A 19,826-nucleotide genomic window follows, 5' to 3' on the forward strand; every position below is an offset into this window, starting at 1 on the left:
GTGGGGGGCGGGGAGTGACCCGGTGGGGTGGGGAGTGACCCGGTGGGGTCCGCTGTGGCCGGGGGCGCTTGGGGTGCGTGGTGGGTCGGGGCCGTGGTGGTACGTCCAGCCCGCCGCCCACGGACATACGGCCCGGAGGGTGATTGATTGACGGAGGAGGGACCGCAGTACGCGGCGGGCATATGGACGTACCACCACGGCCCCTTCCGCCGTACGGCGTCTGCGGCCCGGTGGGGGCCGAGGCGCGTGGGCGGGTGGCCCGCGTGCGTTGTACGGCGGCTGCGGGCCGGTGAGGGCCGGGGCGCGAGGGCGGGCGGCCCGCTTCGTTGTACCGCGGGTGCGGGCCGGTGGGCGGCCTGCTTCCGTTGTACGGCGGGTGCGGGCCGGTGGGGCTGCCGGGGTCCGCTTTCGTTGTGCGGCGGGTGCGGGCCGGTGTCTGCCGGGGTTGGCCCACTTCCGCCGTACGGCGGCGTGCGGGCGCGCCCTCGTCGTGTGGGTGGGGGCCGACGGGGGCGTGACCCCCTCCTGGGGTGGCTTCGTCGGTTTGCCACAATGGACGGAACCTTGTGCCTGCGTTCACAAAGCCGGGCTCCGTGTCTCTCCCACCGAAGGTGACCCGTGGACATCAAGACAGCCTCCGCCCTCCGCCGCCTCCGCCTGGTCTCCGCCCCCGAGGCGGTCAGCTTCATCCTGCTGCTGATCTGCTCGGTGCTGAAGCGCACCACGGACTTCAACGGCGTGCCCGTGATGGGCTCGATCCACGGCATCCTGTTCGTCCTGTACGTGCTGTTCTGGGCCGACGCCTGGAACCGCACCAAGTGGCCCGCCAAGACCGCCGCCCTCTACTTCGTCCTGTCGGTGCTGCCGACCGGCGGCTTCTTCGCCGAGCGCAAGCTCAAGCGCGAGGCCGAGGACGCGGTCATCGCCTCCCGCGCCCGCCGCGAGGGGGTCGTGAACGCATGATCGTCGCCTTCTCCGTCACCCCGCTCGGCGTCGGCGAGGACGTCGGCGAGTACGTCGCCGACGCCGTCCGTGTGGTCCGCGAGTCCGGGCTGCCCCACCGCACCGACGCGATGTTCACCTCGGTCGAGGGCGAGTGGGACGAGGTCATGGACGTGGTCAAGCGCGCCGTGGCCGCGGTGGAGGCCCGGGCTCCCCGGGTCTCCGTGGTCCTCAAGGCCGACATCCGGCCGGGTGTCACGGACGGTCTCACCAGCAAGGTGGAGACCGTGGAGCGGCATCTGGCCGGCTAGCCCGGGCCCCTAAGGGGCGGGATGGGGGATCTCTCCACCCCGTGGGGCCTGTCCGTTCCACCCGGTTCGCCGCTACCTTCACATCTGTGGCGATGTTCCGACTTCAAGGCAGCAGGGTGCTCGCCGTCGACATGACCGGGGACGCCGTGAAGGCGAAGAACGGCTCGATGGTCGCGTACGACGGGCAGATGGCATTCAAGAGGCTGACCGGTGGGGGTGACGGGCTGCGCGGGATGGTGACGCGGCGGCTCACCGGTGAGCAGATGACCGTGATGGAGGTGCGGGGGCAGGGGACGTGCTGGTTCGCCGACCGGGCGTCCGAGATCAATCTGGTGGAGCTTCGGGGCGACAAGCTCTTCGTGGAGTCCAGCAATCTGCTCGCGACCGACGGGGGGCTCAGGACCGGGACCTCGTTCACCGGGCTGCGGGGCGCCTCGCAGGGGAACGGGCTGTTCACCACGACCGTGGAGGGGCACGGGCAGGCGGCGATCATGTCGGACGGGCCGGCCGTGGTGCTGCGGGTCAGTCCGCAGTACCCGCTGACCGTCGACCCCGGCGCGTACATCGCGCACCAGGGCAACGTCCGGCAGTCCTTCCAGTCCGGGGTGACCTTCCGCACCTTCCTCGGCGAGGGAGGCGGGGAGGCCTTCCAGATCCGGTTCGAGGGCGACGGGCTCGTGTACGTGCAGCCCAGCGAGCGGAACACGATCGCGGGGGATGTGTGACATGGGCTTCCGGGAGATCAACTCGAAGATGGTCGAGGCGACCGTCGTGCCGGGGCAGCGGCTGTTCAGTCAGCGCGGCGCCATGCTGGCCTACAAGGGCGACGTCTCCTTCACGCCGAGCATCCAGGGCGGTCAGGGCGGCGTGATGTCCATGATCGGGCGGCGGGTCGCGGGCGAGGCGACGCCCCTGATGAGCGTGGAGGGCAGCGGCACCGTGTTCTTCGGGCACGGCGGCCATCACATCCAGGTCATCACCCTCGCGGGCGACACGCTCTATGTGGAGGCGGACCGGCTGCTCGCCTTCGAGGGCACCCTCCAGCAGGGCACGATGTTCATGGGCTCGCAGGGCGGGGTGATGGGCATGGTGCGCGGCCAGGTGACCGGCCAGGGCCTGTTCACCACCACGCTCAAGGGGCACGGCGCGGTCGCCGTGATGGCGCACGGCGGCGTGCTGGAGATCCCGATCAGCCCGCAGCGGCCGGTGCACGTGGATCCGCAGGCCTACGTCGCCCACCACGGCGACGTGCGCAACAAGCTGTCCACCGCCCTCGGCTGGCGGGAGATGGTGGGGCGCGGTTCCGGCGAGGGGTTCCAGCTGGAGCTGAGCGGCACCGGCGTCGTCTATGTCCAGGCCTCGGAGGAGAAGCTGTGAGCGTCGTGCACGACCCGATGACCCTGCCGGCCGACGACAACGTGAACGCGTACACCTTCTGCGTGGAGCTGAAGGGGAGCCAGTGGTTCCTGCAGAAGGGGAAGATGATCGCCTACTACGGGGCGATCGAGTTCAACGGCGTCGGGCACGGCCGGCTGGACCGGCTGGTGCGGACTTCCTTCCATTCGCCTCTGCACGCGAGCGACTGGGTCGTGGCGGAGGGCTCGGGCAAGATGCTCCTCGCCGACCGGGCCTTCGATGTGAATTCCTATGACTTGGACGACGGCAATCTGACCATTCGCTCGGGCAACTTGCTTGCTTTTCAGCCAAGTCTCGCGCTCAAGCAGTCGATCGTGCCGGGGTTTCTGACCCTGATCGGAACCGGAAAGTTCGTGGCCGCGTCAAACGGTCCGGTGGTGTTCATGGAACCCCCGATCCGGGTGGACCCCCAGGCGCTCGTCGGCTGGGCGGACTGCCCCTCCCCGTGCCATCACTACGATCATGGGTACCTGACCGGGGTGATGGGCGGTCTACGTGCGATGACGGGGCTGGGCGGGGTGTCCGGGGAGGAGCATCAGTTCGAGTTCGTGGGGGCCGGGACGGTGCTGCTGCAGTCGTCCGAGGCGCTCATGCCGGAGCTGGCCGCGGGAGCGGTCCCACAGGAGCCCGGGGTGCCCGGTGGTACGGGGGGTTCCGGAGGCCACGGGGCGCACGCCGGCGCACCGCGTCTTCCCGGACAGCTGGGAGACCTCCAGCGTCGCTTCGGGCTGTGAGCGGTAGTCTGCGGAGTGTGACGGCTCGAACGCGTGCGCACCGTCACACCACCCCTCACTCGTTCGCTTTTCAACTTCTTAGGTAGACTTCATACATGGAGACCGAGACGGCCACGCGCTGGCTGACGGATGCGGAGCAGTGCGCCTGGCGCACCCACCTGGAGGTCAACAGGCTGTTGTCCTACCAGCTCGAAAAGGATCTGCAGCCGTTCGGCCTGACTATGAACGACTACGAGATCCTGGTGAATCTGTCCGAGTCCGAGGACGTGCGGATGCGGATGAGCGATCTCGCCTCCGCCACCCTCCAGTCCAAGAGCCGCCTCTCGCACCAGATCACCCGCATGGAGAACGCGAACCTGGTGCGCCGTGAGAACTGCGAGTCCGACCGCAGAGGACTGTACGCCGTCCTCACCGAGCACGGCATGGAAACCATGCAGAAGGTCGCACCGCACCATGTGGCGTCCGTGCGCAGGCACTTCATCGACCTGCTGGACCCCGAGGCGCTCACCGAGCTGGACAAGGCCCTGAAGCCGATCGCCGAGCATCTGCGCGGGCAGCGCGGGCGCCCCTGAGGCACGGACACACGACGCGGGAGGGGGCGGGGACTCGATGAGTCCCCGCCCCCTCCCGCGTCCTCGCCGTTCAGGACTCCGTCAGGCTCGCGACCAGTTCGTCGGCCGCCCGGTACGGGTCCAGTTCGCCGGCGACGATGCGGTCCGCCAGGGCGCTGAGGCGGCGGTCGCCGTGCAGGTCGCCGATGCGTTCGCGCAGGGCCGTGACGGCGATGGTCTCCACCTCGCGGGCCGCGCGGGCGCGCCGCCGCTCGGCGAGCACACCGCGCTCCTCCATCCACGCCCGGTGCTTCTCCAGCGCCTCCACGACCTCGTCGACGCCCTCCGCGCGCGCCGCCACCGTCTTCACGATGGGCGGCCGCCAGTCCCCCGGGCCGCGGGCCTCGCCGAGGCCCAGCATGTGGTTCAGCTCGCGGGCGGTGGCGTCCGCGCCGTCCCGGTCGGCCTTGTTGACGACGTAGACGTCGCCGATCTCCAGGATGCCGGCCTTGGCCGCCTGGATGCCGTCGCCCATCCCGGGGGCCAGCAGGACCACGCTGGTGTCCGCCTGGGAGGCGATCTCCACCTCCGACTGGCCCACGCCCACCGTCTCGACCAGGATCACGTCGCAGCCGGCCGCGTCCAGCACCCGGATCGCCTGCGGGGCGGCCCAGGCGAGGCCGCCGAGGTGGCCGCGTGTGGCCATCGAGCGGATGTAGACGCCCGGGTCGGAGGCGTGGTCCGACATCCGGACGCGGTCGCCGAGCAGCGCGCCGCCGGAGAACGGCGAGGACGGGTCGACGGCGAGCACGCCGACCCGCTTGCCCTGCTTGCGGTACGCCGTCACCAGCGCCGAGGTGGACGTCGACTTGCCGACGCCCGGGGAGCCGGTGAGGCCGACGACGTAGGCGTTGCCGGTCAGCGGGGCGAGGGCCGCCATGACCTCCCTCAACTGCGGGGACGCGCCCTCCACCAGGGAGATCAGCCGGGCCACGGCCCGGGGCCGGCCTTCCCTGGCCTGGGCCACCAGAGAGGAGACGTCCTGCATCACAGCTCCGTTCACATGATCCGTGTGATCCGCGTGGTCCGCCGGCCCGGTCCGCGGGGGTCTCGGGTGCGGACCGGACCGGTCGAGGGGGGTGGGTGCGGGGCGGGTCCGCGCCCCGGTGTCCTTACGCCTTCGGCACGCGGACGATCAGGGCGTCGCCCTGGCCGCCGCCGCCGCACAGCGCCGCCGCGCCGACCCCGCCGCCGCGCCGCTTCAGCTCCAGGGCCAGGTGCAGCACCAGACGGGCGCCGGACATCCCGATCGGGTGACCCAGGGCGATGGCGCCACCGTTCACGTTCACCCTTTCCGTGGACACGCCGAGGTCCTTCATTGACTGCACGGCGACGGCGGCGAACGCCTCGTTGATCTCGATCAGGTCGAGGTCCGAGACCTCCAGGCCCTCCTTCTTCAGGGCGTGCAGGATCGCGTTGGAGGGCTGCGACTGGAGGGAGTTGTCGGGACCGGCCACGTTGCCGTGGGCGCCGATCTCGGCGATCCAGTCCAGGCCCAGCTCCTCGGCCTTGGCCTTGCTCATCACGACCACGGCCGCCGCGCCGTCGGAGATCTGCGAGGCGGAGCCGGCGGTGATCGTGCCGTCCTTGGCGAACGCGGGGCGCAGCTTGCCGAGCGACTCGACCGTGGTGTCGCCGCGGATGCCCTCGTCCTTGCTGAACAGCACCGGGTCGCCCTTGCGCTGCGGGATCTCCACCGGGGTGATCTCGGCCTCGAACAGGCCGTTCTTCTGCGCGGCGGCGGCGCGCTGGTGGGACAGGGCGGCGATCTCGTCCTGCTCGGCGCGGCCGATGCCCAGGCGGGTGTTGTGCTTCTCCGTCGACTCGCCCATGGCGACGCCCTCGAAGGAGTCGGTCAGGCCGTCGTACGCCATCGCGTCGAGCATCTCGACGGCGCCGTACTTGAAGCCCTCGCGGGACTTGGGCAGCAGGTGGGGGGCGTTGGTCATGGACTCCTGGCCGCCGGCGACGACGATGTCGAACTCGCCCGCGCGGATCAGCTGGTCGGCCAGCGCGATGGCGTCCAGGCCCGACAGACACACCTTGTTGACGGTGAGCGCCGGGACGCTCATCGGGATGCCGGCCTTGACCGCGGCCTGGCGGGCCGGGATCTGGCCCGCGCCTGCCTGGAGCACCTGGCCCATGATCACGTACTGCACCTGGTCGCCGCCGATCCCCGCACGGTCGAGGGCGGCCTTGATCGCGAAGCCGCCGAGGTCGGCTCCGGAGAAGGACTTCAGCGAGCCGAGCAGCCGGCCCATGGGCGTGCGCGCGCCCGCGACGATCACCGAGCCGGTCGTACCGGGAGTTCCAGAAGACATGAGCTGCGATCCCCTTACCGGCCTGCACAGCCGAGGAGTGAACGAGGGTTTACTTCGAATGTACTGAGCGGTACTTCGCCCGTCATCGGCCTTTCGGTGTGATCGCGCGCACGTTGCGTAACCACCGCCGTGGCGCTGCACTGAGACCATGCTGACGCGAATCGACCACATCGGGATCGCCTGCCACGACCTCGACGCCACCGTCGAGTTCTACCGGGCCACCTACGGCTTCGAGGTGTTCCACACCGAGATCAACGAGGAGCAGGGCGTGCGGGAGGCCATGCTCAAGATCAACGAGACGTCCGACGGCGGCGCCTCCTATCTGCAACTGCTGGAGCCCACCCGCGAGGACTCCGCCGTCGGGAAGTGGCTGGCGAAGAACGGGGAGGGCGTCCACCACATCGCCTTCGGCACGGCGGACGTGGACGCGGACGCCGCGGACATCCGCTCGAAGGGCGTACGCGTTCTGTACGACGAGCCGCGTCGCGGCTCCATGGGGTCCCGGATCACCTTCCTGCACCCCAAGGATTGTCACGGTGTCCTGACAGAACTGGTCACTTCAGCGGCTGTTGAGTCGGCCGAGCACTGACCCTCGTACATAAGGGCCGGTAGGGTTGGGGGCGGTCGTACCCGACGCGGGTACGACCGCTTTCCGGGGTCCGCGTTTCGGGGGACGGGCGACGGGGCGGCAGCCCATGCCCCACCGTCGATCTGACACCATTCCCCGGGGGCCCCGTCCGGCGGATGGACGGAGCTCGTTTGGACAGGCTTGCGACCAGGGGACGGATGGGACCGCGCAGTGCGGGGCTACGAACGCCAGGAGCGAGAGCCGGCGGCTGACGTCGACCACCTCTCTCGGTTCGAGGCCGAGATGGATCGGCTGAAGACCGAGCGGGAGAAGGCGATCCAGCACGCCGAGGACCTCGGCTACCAGGTAGAGGTGCTGCGCGCCAAGCTGCACGAGGCGCGCCGGACCATCATGACCCGGCCCGCCTACGACAGCGCGGACATCGGCTACCAGGCCGAGCAGCTGCTGCGCCAGGCGCAGGTGCAGGCCGAGCAGATCCGCGCGGACGCCGAGCGGGAGCTGAGCCAGGCCCGGGCGCAGACGCAGCGCATCCTCCAGGAGCACGCCGAGCAGGCCGCGCGCCTGCAGGCCGAGCTGCACCAGGAGGCGGTGACCCGCCGCCAGCAGCTCGACCAGGAGCTGGCCGAGCGCCGGCAGACCGTCGAGTCGCACGTCAACGAGAACGTGGCGTGGGCCGAGCAGCTGCGCGCCCGCACCGAGCAGCAGGCCCGCCGGCTGCTCGACGAGTCCCGCGCCGAGGCCGAGCAGGCGATGGCCGCCGCCCGCGCGGAGGCCGAGCGGCTGACCGCCGAGGCCCGCCAGCGGCTGCAGAGCGAGGCCGAGTCGGCCCGCGCGGAGGCCGAGCAGATCCTGCGCCGCGCCCGCGCCGACGCCGAGCGGCTGCTGAACGCCGCCTCCACGCAGGCGCAGGAGGCCACCGACCACGCCGAGCAGCTGCGCAGCAGCACGGCCAGCGAGTCGGACGCCGCCCGCCGGCAGGCCGCCGAGCTGAGCCGGGCCGCCGAGCAGCGGATGGCCGAGGCCGAGGAGGCGCTGCGCAAGGCGCAGACCGAGTCGGAGAAGCTGGTCGCCGAGGCCAAGGAGGCCGCCGCCAAGGCGCTGGCGAGCGCCGAGTCGGCCAACGAGCTGCGCACCCGCACCGCCAAGGAGCAGGTCGCCCGGCTGGTCGAGGAGGCCACCAAGGACGCGGAGAACACCCGCTCCGAGGCCGAGCAGCTGGTCGCCGACGCCCGCGCCGAGGCGGAGAAGATCGTCGCGGAGGCCACCGAGAAGGCCCGCAGCGCGACCGCCGAGGAGACCGCCACCCAGCTGTCCAAGGCGGCCAAGACCGCCGAGGACGTGCTGAACAAGGCGGCCGAGGACGCCAAGAAGACCACCAAGGCCGCCGCCGAGGAGGCCGAGCGGATCCGCACCGAGGCCGAGGCCGAGGCGGACCGGCTGCGCGCCGAGGCGCACGACATCGCCGAGCAGCTCAAGGGCGCCGCCAAGGACGACACCAAGGAGTACCGGGCCAAGACGGTCGAGCTGCAGGAGGAGGCGCGCCGGCTGCGCGGCGAGGCCGAGCAGCTGCGCTCCGAGGCGGTCGCCGAGGGCGAGCGGATCCGCGCCGAGGCGCGGCGCGAGGCCGTCGCGCAGATCGAGGAGGCGGCCAAGTCCGCCGAGGAGCTGCTGGCCAAGGCCAAGGCGGACGCCGACGAGCTGCGCAAGACCGCCACGGCGGACAGCGAGAAGGTCCGCACCGAGGCCATCGAGCGGGCCACCGCGCTGCGCCGGCAGGCCGAGGAGACCCTGGAGCGCACCCGCAAGGAGGCCGAGCGGCACCGCGCCGAGGCCGACGAGCAGGCGCAGGCGGTCCGGGCGGAGGCCGAGCGGGCAGCGCGCGAGCTGCGCGAGGAGACCGAGCGGGCGATCACGGCCCGCCGGAGCGAGGCCGCCGAGGAGCTGACCAGGCTGCACGCCGACGCCGAGCAGCGGCTCGCCGCCGCCGAGGAGGCGCTGGCCGACGCCCGCGCGGAGGCCGAGCGGCTGCGCCGGGAGGCCGCCGAGGAGACCGAGCGGCTGCGCACCGAGGCCGCCGAGCGGATCCGTACGCTCCAGCAGCAGGCGGAGACGGAGGCCGACCGGCTGCGCACCGAGGCCGCCGCGGACGCGTCCGCCTCCCGTGCGGAGGGCGAGGCGCTGGCGGTGCGGCTGCGGTCGGAGGCCGCGGCCGAGGCGGAGCGGCTGAAGACGGAGGCGCAGGACACCGCCGACCGGGTGCGCGCCGAGGCGCAGGCCGCGGCCGAGCGGCTGGGGGCGGAGGCGTCGGAGACGCTGGCCGCCGCGCAGGAGGAGGCCGCCCGGCGCCGTCGCGAGGCCGAGGAGCTGCTCGGCGCGGCGCGCGGCGAGGCCGACCAGGAGCGCGAGCGGGCCCGCGAGCAGAGCGAGGAGCTGCTGGCCTCGGCACGCAAGCGCGTGGAGGAGGCGCAGGCCGAGGCGGTCCGGCTGGTGGAGGAGGCCGACCGGCGCGCCACCGAGCTGGTGTCGGCGGCCGAGCAGCACGCGGCGCAGGTGCGGGAGTCGGTCGCCGGGCTGCACGAGCAGGCGCAGGAGGAGATCGCCGGGCTGCGGTCGGCCGCCGAGCACGCGGCGGACCGTACCCGGCGGGAGGCCGAGGAGGAGGCGGACCGGGTCCGCACCGACGCCTACGCGGAGCGGGAGCGGGCCGGCGAGGACGCGGCCCGGCTGCGCCGGGAGGCGCAGGAGGAGGCCGAGGCCGCCAAGACGCTCGCCGAGCGCACGGTGTCCGAGGCGATCGCCGAGGCCGACCGGATCCGCGCCGATGTCGCCGAGCACGCCCAGCGGGTGCGTACCGAGGCCTCCGACACCATCGCGCAGGCCGACCAGGACGCCACGCGGACGCGGGCCGAGGCCCGCGAGGACGCCAACCGCATCCGGTCGGACGCGGCGGCGCAGGCGGACGCGCTGATCTCCGAGGCCCGCTCCGAGGCGGAGCGGCTGCAGACGGAGACGGTCGCGGAGGCGGACCGGCTGCGCACGGAGACGATCACCGAGGCCGACCGGCTGCGCGCCGAGACGATCGCGGAGACGGACCGGCTGCGCGCGGAGACGGCCGCGGAGGCCGAGCGGGTGCGCACCGAGGCCATCGCCGAGGCCGACCGGGTGCGCGCGGAGTCCGTCGCCAAGGCGGAGAAGCTGATCTCGGACGCGACCGGGGACGCGGAGCGGCTGCGGGCGGAGGCGGCCGAGACGGTCGGCGCCGCGCAGAGCCGCGCCGAGCGGATCCGTACCGAGTCCGAGCGGCTGAAGGCCGAGGCGGAGGCGGAGGCCGAGCGGACGCTGACCGCGGCCCGCGAGGAGGCCGAGCGGACCCTGGACGAGGCCCGCCAGGAGGCCAACAAGCGGCGTTCGGAGGCGGCCGAGCAGGTCGACACGCTGATCACGGAGACCACCGCCGAGGCCGACAAGCTGCTGACCGAGGCGCAGGCGAGCGCGGTCAAGACGAAGGCGGACGCGGAGACCCAGGCCGACACGATGGTGGGCGCCGCCCGCCAGGAGGCCGAGCGGATCCTCGCCGAGGCGACCGTGCAGGGCAACACGGCGGTGGAGAAGGCCCGTACGGACGCGGACGAGCTGCTCGTCGGCGCCCGCCGGGACGCCACCCAGATCCGGGAGCGGGCCGAGGAGCTGCGCGAGCGCCTCACCAGTGAGATCGAGGAGCTGCACGAGCGGGCCCGGCGCGAGGCCGCCGAGACGATGAAGTCGGCGGGCGACCGCTGCGACGCGCTGATCAAGGCGGCCGAGGAGCAGCTCGCCAAGGCGCAGGCCAAGGCCAAGGAGATCGTCTCGGACGCCAACTCCGAGGCGGGCAAGGTGCGGATCGCCGCGGTGAAGAAGGCCGAGGGCCTGCTGAAGGAGGCCGAGCAGAAGAAGGCCAAGCTGGTCAAGGAGGCCGAGGAGCTGAAGGCCGAGGCGGTCCACGAGGCGCGGCGCACGGTCGAGGAGGGCAAGCGCGAGCTGGAGGTCCTGGTGCGCCGGCGCGAGGACATCAACGCCGAGATCTCCCGGGTGCAGGACGTGCTGGAGGCGCTGGAGTCCTTCGAGGCGCCCGCGCCGGCCAAGGACGCCGGGGTGCGGGCCGGGGCGACGGTGGGCGCACCCCGCTCGGGTGGCAAATCGTCAGAAGGGTAGTCTTTGAGGTGAATTCGGGGACTTGACGGGGGAGTCTCCGGGGGCTTGGCGAGGGGTGTTGGCAAGCCTCGCGGCGGTCAGCCACTCAAAAGAGGTGTCATTCTCCAGATCAAACACGTATCCGCTCGATGACACACCGCTTCGGCCCCTAGGATTCGACCTATCACCTCACCGGTCTCATTCGACAGGAACCCCATGAGCGACACTTCCCCCTACGGCTTCGAGCTTGTGCGGCGTGGGTACGACCGCGCTCAGGTGGACGAACGTATCTCCAAGCTCGTCTCCGACCGTGACAGTGCTCTCTCCCGTATCACCGCCCTGGAGAAGCGCATCGAGGAGCTGCACCTCGAGACGCAGAACGCCCAGGCGCAGATCAGTGACGCCGAACCGTCGTACGCGGGTCTCGGCGCCCGGGTCGAGAAGATCCTCCGCCTCGCCGAGGAGGAGGCGAAGGATCTGCGTGAGGAGGCCCGGCGCGCGGCCGAACAGCACCGCGAGCTGGCCGAGTCGGCGGCCCAGCAGGTCCGCAACGACGCGGAGTCCTTCGCCGCGGAGCGCAAGGCCAAGGCCGAGGACGAGGGCGTCCGGATCGTCGAGAAGGCCAAGGCCGACGCCGCGCAGCTGCGGTCCGAGGCGCAGAAGGACGCGCAGTCCAAGCGGGAGGAGGCGGACGCCCTCTTCGAGGAGACCCGCGCCAAGGCCGCGCAGGCCGCCGCCGACTTCGAGACCAACCTCGCCAAGCGGCGCGAGCAGTCCGAGCGGGACCTGGCGTCGCGTCAGGCCAAGGCGGAGAAGCGGCTGGCGGAGATCGAGCACCGCGCCGAGCAGCTGCGCCTGGAGGCGGAGAAGCTGCGCACGGACGCGGAGCGCCGGGCCCGGCAGACCGTCGAGACCGCGCAGCGCCAGGCCGAGGACATCGTGGCCGACGCCAACGCCAAGGCGGACCGCATCCGTTCGGAATCCGAGCGGGAGCTGGCGGCGCTCACCAACCGCCGCGACTCGATCAACGCGCAGCTGACCAACGTGCGCGAGATGCTGGCGACCCTCACGGGCGCCGCGGTGGCCGCCGCGGGTTCCCCGACCGAGGACGAGCCGGTCTCCCGCGGCGTCCCGGCCCAGCAGACCCGGTAACCGGACCGCGCGGGACCGATCTCCGTGAAGCCCTCCGCCCCTGCGGGAGCGGGGGGCTTCGCGGTGTCCTGCGGCGGCGGAGTCCCCCGGGGCACCCGGCGGAGCGCATGCCCTCCGGTGGCGGGGCGCTTTGTCCCGTTCTAGCGTGGCCGCATGATCGAGATCGTGGGGCTGAGCAAGCGGTACGGGGAGAAGCCGGCGGTCGACGGCCTCACCTTCACCGTGCGGCCGGGGACCGTGACGGGGTTCCTCGGGCCCAACGGGGCCGGGAAGTCCACCACCATGCGGATGATCCTCGGTCTCGACCACCCCACCGGCGGCGACGTCCGCATCGACGGGCGGCACTACCACGAGCTGGCGAACCCGCTGACGTACATCGGCGCGCTGCTGGACGCCAAGGCGGTGCACGGCGGCCGCAGCGCCCGCAACCATCTGCTGTGCCTCGCGCAGAGCAACGGCATCCCCGCCCGCCGGGTGGACGAGGTGCTGGAGACGGTGGGGCTGACGGCGGTCGCGCGGAAGAAGGCGAAGGGGTTCTCGCTGGGGATGAGCCAGCGGCTCGGCATCGCGGGCGCGCTGCTCGGCGATCCGCGCATCCTGATGTTCGACGAGCCGGTCAACGGCCTCGACCCCGAGGGCATCCACTGGATCCGCGGGCTGATGAAATCGCTGGCCGCGCAGGGCCGTACCGTCTTCGTCTCCTCCCATCTGATGAGCGAGATGGCGCTGACCGCGGACCATCTCGTCGTCATCGGCCAGGGCCGGCTCCTCGCCGACACCACGATGGCCGACTTCATCGAGCGCAACTCCCGCTCCTACGTCCGCATCCGCACCCCCGACCGCGAGCGGCTGCTGGACGCGCTGCACGCGGCCGGGATCGCGGTCGTGGAGACGGGCGAGGGGCTGCTGGAGGTGGACGGCGGCAGCCCGGAGCGCATCGGCGAGCTGGCCGCCCGCCACCGGGTCGTGCTGCACGAGCTGAGCGTGCGGCAGTCCTCGCTGGAGGACGCCTTCATGCGGCTGACGGCCCAGTCGGTGGAGTACCACGCACAGCCGGAGCCGGCCGGGCAGCCGTGGGGCGCGCACTGGAACGCGCGGACGGCGGCCCCCGCGGCATCCTCCGGGACGCCTCCGGCGGCGACGCCGGCGACGACCCCCACCACGACGCCGACGGAGGGCTGAGAGCATGGCGGCGACCCAGGTCATCCGCTCCGAGTGGACCAAGATCCGGTCGGTGGCGTCCACGGTGTGGACGCTGTCGCTGGCGGTGGTCGTCACGATCGCCCTCGGCATGCTGATCTCGGCCCTGTCGAAGAACGAGTTCGGCGCCATGGGCCCGCGCGAGCGGCTCTCCTTCGACCCCACCTTCGTCAGCTTCGCCGGGATGGCGCTCGGCCAGCTGGCGATGATCGTGTTCGGGGTGCTGGTGGTGTCCAACGAGTACAGCACCGGCATGATCCGCACCTCGCTGGCGGCGGTCCCGCGGCGGGGCGCGTTCCTGGCGAGCAAGGTGGCCGTCGCCACCGGTCTGGCCCTGCTCGTCGGCATGGCGACCGCCTTCGCCGCGTTCTTCCTCGGCCAGGCGATGCTCGGCCCGCAGCTGCGGACCACGCTCGACGCGCCCGGCGTGCTGCGCGCGGTGGTCGGCGGCGGCCTCTACATGACCCTGATCGCGGTGTTCTCCATGGGCGTCGCGGTGATGCTGCGCTCGCCGATGCTCTCCCTCGGCGTCCTGATGCCGTTCTTCTTCCTGGTGTCCAACATCCTGGCCAACGTCTCGGCCACCCGGAAGATCGGCCAGTACCTGCCCGACCAGGCCGGCAGCCGCATCATGCGGGTGCTGCCCCGGGTCGGCGACGACACCCCGTACGGGCCGTGGGGCGGCCTGGGGATCATGGTGCTGTGGGTGCTCGCGGCCCTCGCCGGCGGCTACGCCCTGCTGCGCCGCCGGGACGCCTGAGCCCCCGCCGGACGGCGGCCCGGGACCCGGCCGGACGGGATGCCGGGGCCTCGCCGGACAGGACGCTGGGGGCCCGTCGGACGGACGCCCGGCGCAGCCGGACGGGACCGCCGGGGGGCGTGCGGGCGGGTTTCCGGGACCTCGCTCTTTTACTTTCTTTTGGCCGGAACCGTCAGCGCCTGGATATCCTCCTAACCCTTACGGGGGCGTGCGCCCCGCTGTCCCGGACCTGGGACGGGTACCTTCCGATGGGACCGGAGCATGATCGAGGCAGTCGGCCTGACCAAGCGCTACGGCGACAAGACCGCCGTGTACAACCTCTCCTTCCAGGTACGGCCGGGCGCCGTCACCGGATTCCTCGGGCCGAACGGTTCCGGCAAGTCGACCACCATGCGGATGATCCTCGGTCTGGACAACCCGACCGCGGGCACCGTGACCATCGGCGGCTACCCGTACCGCAAGCTGCCGAACGCCCCGCGCCAGGTGGGCGCGCTGCTCGACGCCAAGGCGGTGCACGGCGGCCGGTCCGCCCGCAACCACCTGCTGTCCCTGGCCCAGCTGTCGGGCATCCCGCCCCGCCGGGTGGACGAGGTGCTGGGCGTGGTCGGCCTCCAGGACGTGGCCAAGCGTCGCTCCAAGGGCTTCTCGCTCGGCATGGGCCAGCGGCTCGGCATCGCGGCGGCGCTGCTCGGCGACCCGCAGGTGCTGCTGTTCGACGAGCCGGTGAACGGTCTCGACCCCGAGGGCATCCTCTGGGTGCGCAATCTGATGAAGGCGCTGGCCGCCGAGGGCCGGACCGTGTTCGTCTCCAGTCATCTGATGAGCGAGATGGCGCTGACCGCGGACCATCTGATCGTCATCGGGCGCGGGCAACTGCTCGCCGACATGAGCGTGACGGACTTCATCTCCGCCAACTCCGCCGACTTCGCCCGGGTCCGTACGCCCGACACCGAGCCGCAGCAGCGGGAGAAGCTGACCTCGGCGCTGACCGAGGCCGGCGGCCATGTGCTGCCCGAGCCGGACGGCGCGCTGCGCGTGACGGGGCTGCCGCTGCCGCGGATCAGCGACCTCGCGCACGAGGCCGACGTACGGCTGTGGGAGCTGTCGCCGCACCAGGCCTCGCTGGAGGAGGCGTACATGCGGATGACGCAGGGCGCGGTCGACTACCGCTCGACCGCCGACCAGAAGGCCGGGCTGATGCAGCCGCTGCCGCCGGGCGCGCAGCCGCCGCCGCAGGTGCCGGGCCAGGGCCAGCCCGGCTGGTACGCCCCGCCGCCGCCCCAGCAGGGCGGGCAGCCGTTCGCGCCGCCGCAGCCGGTCCCGGGCCAGGGCCCCTACGGCGCCGCGCCGCAGCCGCACGGCCACGCCGGCGCCCCGAACCCGTACGCGCAGGACGCCGCGCCGGCGCCCGCGCAGCCGCCCGCCCCGGCCGCGCCCGCGGCCCCCGCTCCCCCGGCCGCCGCGCCCGCCGCCACCCCCGCCGTCGACACGACCAAGTCCGAGGACGCCCGATGAGCACGCCGCAGACTCCGCTGCCGCAGGCAGCGCCGCCCGCCTGGGAGGCGGGGGCCGCCCCTTCACACCCCGGTTACACCTCGCCGATCCCCGTGGTGCGCACGCATCTCGGGCACGCCCTGGCCTCGGAGTGGACGAAGATCCGGTCGGTGCGCTCCACGATGTGGACGCTCGGGGTGTTCGTGCTGCTCGTGGTCGGGATCGGGCTGCTGACCGGGGTGCTGGTCGCCGACTCCGGCTCCGATCTCTCCGGCGACGAGAACGCGCTGTCGCTGGGCTTCTTCGGGGTGCTGCTGGGCAGCATCTGCGTCATCACGCTGGGGGTGCTGACCACGGCCTCCGAGTACGGCACGGGCATGATCCGCACCACGGCGACGGCGTGCCCGGCGCGCGGGCGGATCCTCACGGCGAAGGCGCTGGTGTTCTTCCTCGTCGCCTTCACCGTCACCCTGGTGTCCACCGTGCTCGTCGCGCTCGCGCAGACGGCCATGCTGGACGGCAGCGGCGCCCGGCAGCCGACCGGCGGGGAGTGGTTCAAGGCCACGGTCGGCGTCAGCCTCTACATCGCCCTGCTCGGCCTGGTCTCGCTGCTGATCGGCTCGGTGCTGCGGCACTCGGCGGGCGGCATCACGATCATGATCGGTGTCGTCCTCGCCCCGCTGGTGATCGCGCTGTTCATGGCCACGCGCTCGCTGGAGAAGGTGCGCACGGCGCTGTTCGAGTACTCGATCCCGAACCAGCTGGGCGTGTTCTACTCCAGCTCCCTGAGCGATTCCGGCCCCTCGGGCTGGGACCCGCTGTGGATCATGCTGGGCGTCGCGGCGGCCGCCTTCGCCGGCGCCTGGGCGCTGCTGGAGAAGCGGGACGTGTAGGGGGCGTCAGGGCCGGCCTTCGGGGGGCGGTCCTCGGGGGGCGGTCTTTCGGGCCGGTCTTCAAGATGTGGCCGTGAACGGCCCCTCCGCAGGGCCGCCGCCTTCAGAACCTGCCTTCAGAACCCGCCCTCAGAATCTGGGCGCGTTACGGGACCGCTGCACCCGCGTGGTGCGGCGGTCCTTCGCGTTCCAGCACGCCTTGTGCCAGTGCCGGCGGTCGTCCACCCCGGAGTGCTCGGGCCAGGCCACCACGTGCGGGACGCCCGAGCCGATCAGCTGGTCGCAGCCCGGGCAGCGGTACGTCTTGCCCGCCGCGCTCGCGCCCGCGACATGGCGCACGCTCCAGTCCTCGCCCCGCCAGCTCTCCGTGGACTGCCAGCCGCCGTAGCGGCTCGCGCTGTCGTCCTCGGCGCTCCGGCCGGCGGAGCCGGGGCTCTTGGGGCGGTTGCGACGCGGGGACACGGGACACCTCACGGAACGTGCTCGGGAACGGGGCCGCATCCAGACTACGCGCCGCCGACAGGGGTACGTGTGCGGAACCGTATCCCCCACCAAACCGCACAAGTCCCCCTACGGGACGCCGCATTCGACCGACAATCCGGAAATCCTCTTGCCAGGCCGTGTCCTCGGCACGTGTCGGACGGTTATGCCGGGCGGGGGAGCTCCGCGTCGGAGCCGAGGAAGCAGGAAACAGCGATGCGCGTAGGAAGTTTCGTGTTGGCCGCCCAGTTCCCGGGCCAGGGACAAGGGGAGGCGCTGCACCGCGCGGTCCGTACGGCCGAGGTGGCCGAGGAGGCGGGCCTGGACGCGGTCTGGCTGGCCGAGCACCACTTCGTACCGTACGGAACGTGCCCGTCCGCCGTCACCCTGGCCGCGCTGCTGCTGGGGCGCACCCGGCGGCTGCGGGTCGGCACGGCGGTCAGCGTGCTGCCCACGGTGCACCCGGTGGCGCTCGGCGAGCAGGCCGCGCTGCTGCATGTGACGAGCGGCGGGCGGTTCTCGCTCGGCGTGGGCCGCGGCGGACCGTGGGTCGACCTGGAGGTGTTCGGGACGGGCCTGGACGCGTACGAACACGGGTTCCCGGAGTCGCTCGATCTGCTGATGCGCTGGCTGCGCGAGCCGTCCGTGGGCGCCTCGGGGGAACGATTCGCCTTCCGTGAGGTGCCCGTCGTGCCGCGTCCGTCGGAGGCGCTGACCGAGGTCCCCGGCCCCGAGGTCGTCGTGGCCAGCACCTCCCCGGCGAGCGTGCGGCTGGCCGCCGAGCGCGGGCTGCCGATGCTCCTCGGGATGCACGTCGGGGACGAGGAGAAGGCCGAGATGGTCGCCCTGTGGCGGCGCTTCGCCGAGGCCGCCGGGCGGCCGGGCGACGAGATCCGGGACGCCGGGCACGTCTCGGCCGGCGTCTGCCAGATCGCCGACCGGCGCACGGACGCGGCGGAGGCGCTGCTGAAGGCGATGCCGGGCTGGCTCAGGCAGGGCCTGGGCGCCCATGTCACGGTGGACGGCCGGGCCCGCCGGATGCGCGATCCGCTGGCGTACACGGAACTGCTGTGCGGGCTGCACCCGGTGGGCACCCCGCGGCTGTGCGCCGACCGGCTGGCGGCGACCTCCGAGCGGACCGGCATCTCGCGGTTCGCGCTGCTCGTCGAGGGCTCGGGCGACCTGGCCGCGACCGAGGAGAACGTACGGCGGCTCGGCGCCGAGGTACTCCCCCACCTCGGCTGACCGAGCCGTCGCGGCACGGCAGGTCCTACGGCCGCTCCGTCCTGAATGCACCTCCCGCGGACCGAGCGGCGGGGGGACGGCGGGTCTCGCGTCCGGTGCGCTTCCCTCAAGTCCGGCGCGCCCCGGGCGTCAGGCCCCGCGCGTCAGCAGTCCCGCAGCTCCGGGGACTGGTTGAGCAGCTGGGCGCGCACCGACGTGAACCGGGCGAGCCGCTCGTCGACCGAGGAGTCGAGCGGGAAGACCGCCACCCGGTGGCAGTTCTGGAAGGCCAGCCGGACACCGAAGTGCCGCTGGAGCGCGCCGCGAATCGCATCGCTCGCGAGCGCGCGCAGCAGCTGGCCGCGCGCGTGCTCGTCCGGCGGAGGCGTCTGGTTGTCGGCGAACTCTCCGCCGTCCACCTTCAGCTGGGCCACCAGGGAGCTGATCATCTCCCACGCATAGGGCAGGGAGGTCCGGACGCAGTCGACGAAGTCGGCTTCGTCGACCTCGCCTCGCTCGGCCTGTTCGAGTAGGGCCGGTGAGACGTCGAGCGACATGGGTTCTCCTCTCGCACCCCCGGACTGCGGGGGTTGCCGGACAGATGAGGGAGTTCGTGATACCGAACACGGTGCGTACACACATCGCGACCTCCCGTTCTCTACGTTAGGCAACTGAACGGTCACCCACCAGGCGAATGCACGTACCGGCAGGGCGGGTTGGGCACACAATCGGCCACAAGTGAACACGGGTGATCGTGGGAAAAATGGGGCGGCGCACGGGGCGCGTCCACGCGCCGGAGTCGGAGCCCCGGCGGGCGAATCGCGCCCGGCCCGGTGTGTCGAGTAGCGTTGCCGACCATGCGTCTCGTCATCGCCCGGTGCTCCGTCGACTACGCCGGCCGGCTCACCGCCCACCTCCCGTCAGCACCCCGTCTGATCCTGGTCAAGGCGGACGGCAGCGTCTCCATCCACGCGGACGACCGCGCCTACAAGCCCCTGAACTGGATGTCGCCGCCGTGCAGCCTCAAGGAGGGGACGGGCGACGAAGAGGGGGTGTGGACGGTCGTCAACAAGGCGGGCGAGAAACTCATCATCACGATGGAGGAGATCCTGCACGACTCCTCGCACGAACTCGGCGTGGACCCGGGGCTGATCAAGGACGGCGTGGAGGCGCACCTCCAGGAACTGCTCGCCGACCGCATCGAGACGCTCGGCGAGGGCTACACGCTCATCCGGCGCGAGTACATGACCGCGATCGGCCCGGTGGACATCCTGTGCCGGGACGGCGAGGGGCAGACCGTCGCCGTGGAGATCAAGCGGCGCGGTGAGATCGACGGGGTGGAGCAGCTCACCCGCTATCTGGAGCTGCTGAACCGCGATCCGCATCTCGCGCCGGTGCGGGGGATCTTCGCGGCGCAGGAGATCAAGCCGCAGGCCCGCGTCCTCGCCACCGACCGCGGCATCGGCTGCCAGGTCCTGGACTACGACGCCCTGCGCGGCATCGAGGACGACAAGCTGCGGCTGTTCTGA

19 protein-coding genes are annotated in these 19,826 nt (G+C 72.3%); 15 read left to right on the forward strand and 4 right to left on the reverse strand.

Annotated features, from left to right (window positions below; all coding sequences use genetic code 11):
• Positions 1-618 precede the first annotated feature (618 nt).
• The 6 genes from K7787_RS11935 to K7787_RS11960 all read left to right on the forward strand — a co-directional run bounded on the left by K7787_RS11935 (position 619) and on the right by K7787_RS11960 (position 3,975).
• Positions 619-963, forward strand: coding sequence for a DUF3817 domain-containing protein (locus tag K7787_RS11935; RefSeq protein WP_009190673.1), 345 nt, complete (start codon positions 619-621; stop codon positions 961-963).
• Entirely contained in the window at positions 960-1,253 is a 294-nt protein-coding gene (locus K7787_RS11940) for an MTH1187 family thiamine-binding protein (RefSeq protein ID WP_009190672.1), read from the forward strand. The genes K7787_RS11935 and K7787_RS11940 overlap by 4 nt, the downstream gene beginning before the upstream one ends.
• A gap of 92 nt (positions 1,254-1,345) precedes the next feature.
• Positions 1,346-1,978 carry an AIM24 family protein gene (locus K7787_RS11945; protein ID WP_164390356.1) on the forward strand — a complete coding sequence of 211 codons (633 nt, stop codon included), beginning with the start codon at positions 1,346-1,348 and terminating at the stop codon, positions 1,976-1,978.
• A gap of 1 nt (position 1,979) precedes the next feature.
• The gene (locus K7787_RS11950; RefSeq protein WP_019983705.1) at positions 1,980-2,630 is read left to right on the forward strand and encodes an AIM24 family protein; all 651 of its coding nucleotides are present in this window, start codon (positions 1,980-1,982) and stop codon (positions 2,628-2,630) included.
• A 17-nt stretch (positions 2,631-2,647) separates the two neighbouring features.
• Positions 2,648-3,403, forward strand: a complete 756-nt coding sequence (locus K7787_RS11955) for an AIM24 family protein (RefSeq protein WP_169437889.1) — start codon at positions 2,648-2,650, stop codon at positions 3,401-3,403.
• Between the two features lie 95 nt (positions 3,404-3,498).
• Complete coding sequence (locus K7787_RS11960; protein WP_009190668.1) at positions 3,499-3,975, forward strand: MarR family winged helix-turn-helix transcriptional regulator; 477 nt, start codon at positions 3,499-3,501, stop codon at positions 3,973-3,975.
• A gap of 70 nt (positions 3,976-4,045) precedes the next feature.
• Here the strand turns inward: K7787_RS11960 and meaB are convergent, their stop codons facing one another.
• Both meaB and K7787_RS11970 read right to left on the reverse strand, forming a co-directional pair.
• Positions 4,046-5,002, reverse strand: a complete 957-nt coding sequence (meaB, locus tag K7787_RS11965) for a methylmalonyl Co-A mutase-associated GTPase MeaB (RefSeq protein WP_019983707.1) — start codon at positions 5,000-5,002, stop codon at positions 4,046-4,048.
• Positions 5,003-5,126: 124 nt separating this feature from the next.
• Positions 5,127-6,335: an acetyl-CoA C-acetyltransferase gene (locus tag K7787_RS11970; protein WP_009190666.1), complete on the reverse strand. Its 1,209-nt coding sequence runs from the start codon at positions 6,333-6,335 to the stop codon at positions 5,127-5,129.
• A 148-nt stretch (positions 6,336-6,483) separates the two neighbouring features.
• On the opposite strand from K7787_RS11970, the gene mce reads away from it, so the two are divergent.
• From mce to K7787_RS12005, 7 genes are all read left to right on the forward strand, one after another.
• Positions 6,484-6,924 (forward strand): methylmalonyl-CoA epimerase, encoded by a 441-nt coding sequence (gene mce / locus K7787_RS11975; protein ID WP_009190665.1) that lies wholly within the window; start codon positions 6,484-6,486, stop codon positions 6,922-6,924.
• Between the two features lie 210 nt (positions 6,925-7,134).
• Complete coding sequence (gene scy / locus K7787_RS11980; RefSeq protein WP_223001389.1) at positions 7,135-11,115, forward strand: polarized growth protein Scy; 3,981 nt, start codon at positions 7,135-7,137, stop codon at positions 11,113-11,115.
• Between the two features lie 195 nt (positions 11,116-11,310).
• Positions 11,311-12,246: a coiled-coil domain-containing protein gene (locus K7787_RS11985; RefSeq protein WP_009190662.1), complete on the forward strand. Its 936-nt coding sequence runs from the start codon at positions 11,311-11,313 to the stop codon at positions 12,244-12,246.
• A gap of 153 nt (positions 12,247-12,399) precedes the next feature.
• The gene (locus K7787_RS11990; protein WP_169437693.1) at positions 12,400-13,428 is read left to right on the forward strand and encodes an ABC transporter ATP-binding protein; all 1,029 of its coding nucleotides are present in this window, start codon (positions 12,400-12,402) and stop codon (positions 13,426-13,428) included.
• Between the two features lie 4 nt (positions 13,429-13,432).
• On the forward strand, positions 13,433-14,206 hold the full coding sequence (locus K7787_RS11995) for an ABC transporter permease (protein WP_169437694.1): 774 nt from the start codon (positions 13,433-13,435) through the stop codon (positions 14,204-14,206).
• A gap of 261 nt (positions 14,207-14,467) precedes the next feature.
• Positions 14,468-15,721, forward strand: a complete 1,254-nt coding sequence (locus K7787_RS12000; protein WP_169437695.1) for an ABC transporter ATP-binding protein — start codon at positions 14,468-14,470, stop codon at positions 15,719-15,721.
• Positions 15,718-16,593: an ABC transporter permease gene (locus tag K7787_RS12005; RefSeq protein WP_169437696.1), complete on the forward strand. Its 876-nt coding sequence runs from the start codon at positions 15,718-15,720 to the stop codon at positions 16,591-16,593. The genes K7787_RS12000 and K7787_RS12005 overlap by 4 nt, the downstream gene beginning before the upstream one ends.
• A gap of 129 nt (positions 16,594-16,722) precedes the next feature.
• On the opposite strand, the gene K7787_RS12010 is transcribed toward K7787_RS12005, so the two are convergent.
• The gene (locus tag K7787_RS12010; RefSeq protein ID WP_009190657.1) at positions 16,723-17,055 is read right to left on the reverse strand and encodes an Rv1322 family protein; all 333 of its coding nucleotides are present in this window, start codon (positions 17,053-17,055) and stop codon (positions 16,723-16,725) included.
• 234 nt (positions 17,056-17,289) lie between these two features.
• Here K7787_RS12010 and K7787_RS12015 point away from each other — a divergent pair, with 234 nt between their 5' ends.
• Positions 17,290-18,318 (forward strand): LLM class flavin-dependent oxidoreductase, encoded by a 1,029-nt coding sequence (locus K7787_RS12015; RefSeq protein ID WP_223001390.1) that lies wholly within the window; start codon positions 17,290-17,292, stop codon positions 18,316-18,318.
• Positions 18,319-18,461: 143 nt separating this feature from the next.
• Here the strand turns inward: K7787_RS12015 and K7787_RS12020 are convergent, their stop codons facing one another.
• Complete coding sequence (locus K7787_RS12020; RefSeq protein ID WP_009190655.1) at positions 18,462-18,854, reverse strand: SCO5389 family protein; 393 nt, start codon at positions 18,852-18,854, stop codon at positions 18,462-18,464.
• A gap of 300 nt (positions 18,855-19,154) precedes the next feature.
• Here K7787_RS12020 and nucS point away from each other — a divergent pair, with 300 nt between their 5' ends.
• Positions 19,155-19,826, forward strand: coding sequence for an endonuclease NucS (gene nucS, locus K7787_RS12025; RefSeq protein ID WP_019983715.1), 672 nt, complete (start codon positions 19,155-19,157; stop codon positions 19,824-19,826).

Source organism: Streptomyces sennicomposti (genome assembly GCF_019890635.1).
Lineage (GTDB): Bacteria > Actinomycetota > Actinomycetes > Streptomycetales > Streptomycetaceae > Streptomyces > Streptomyces sennicomposti.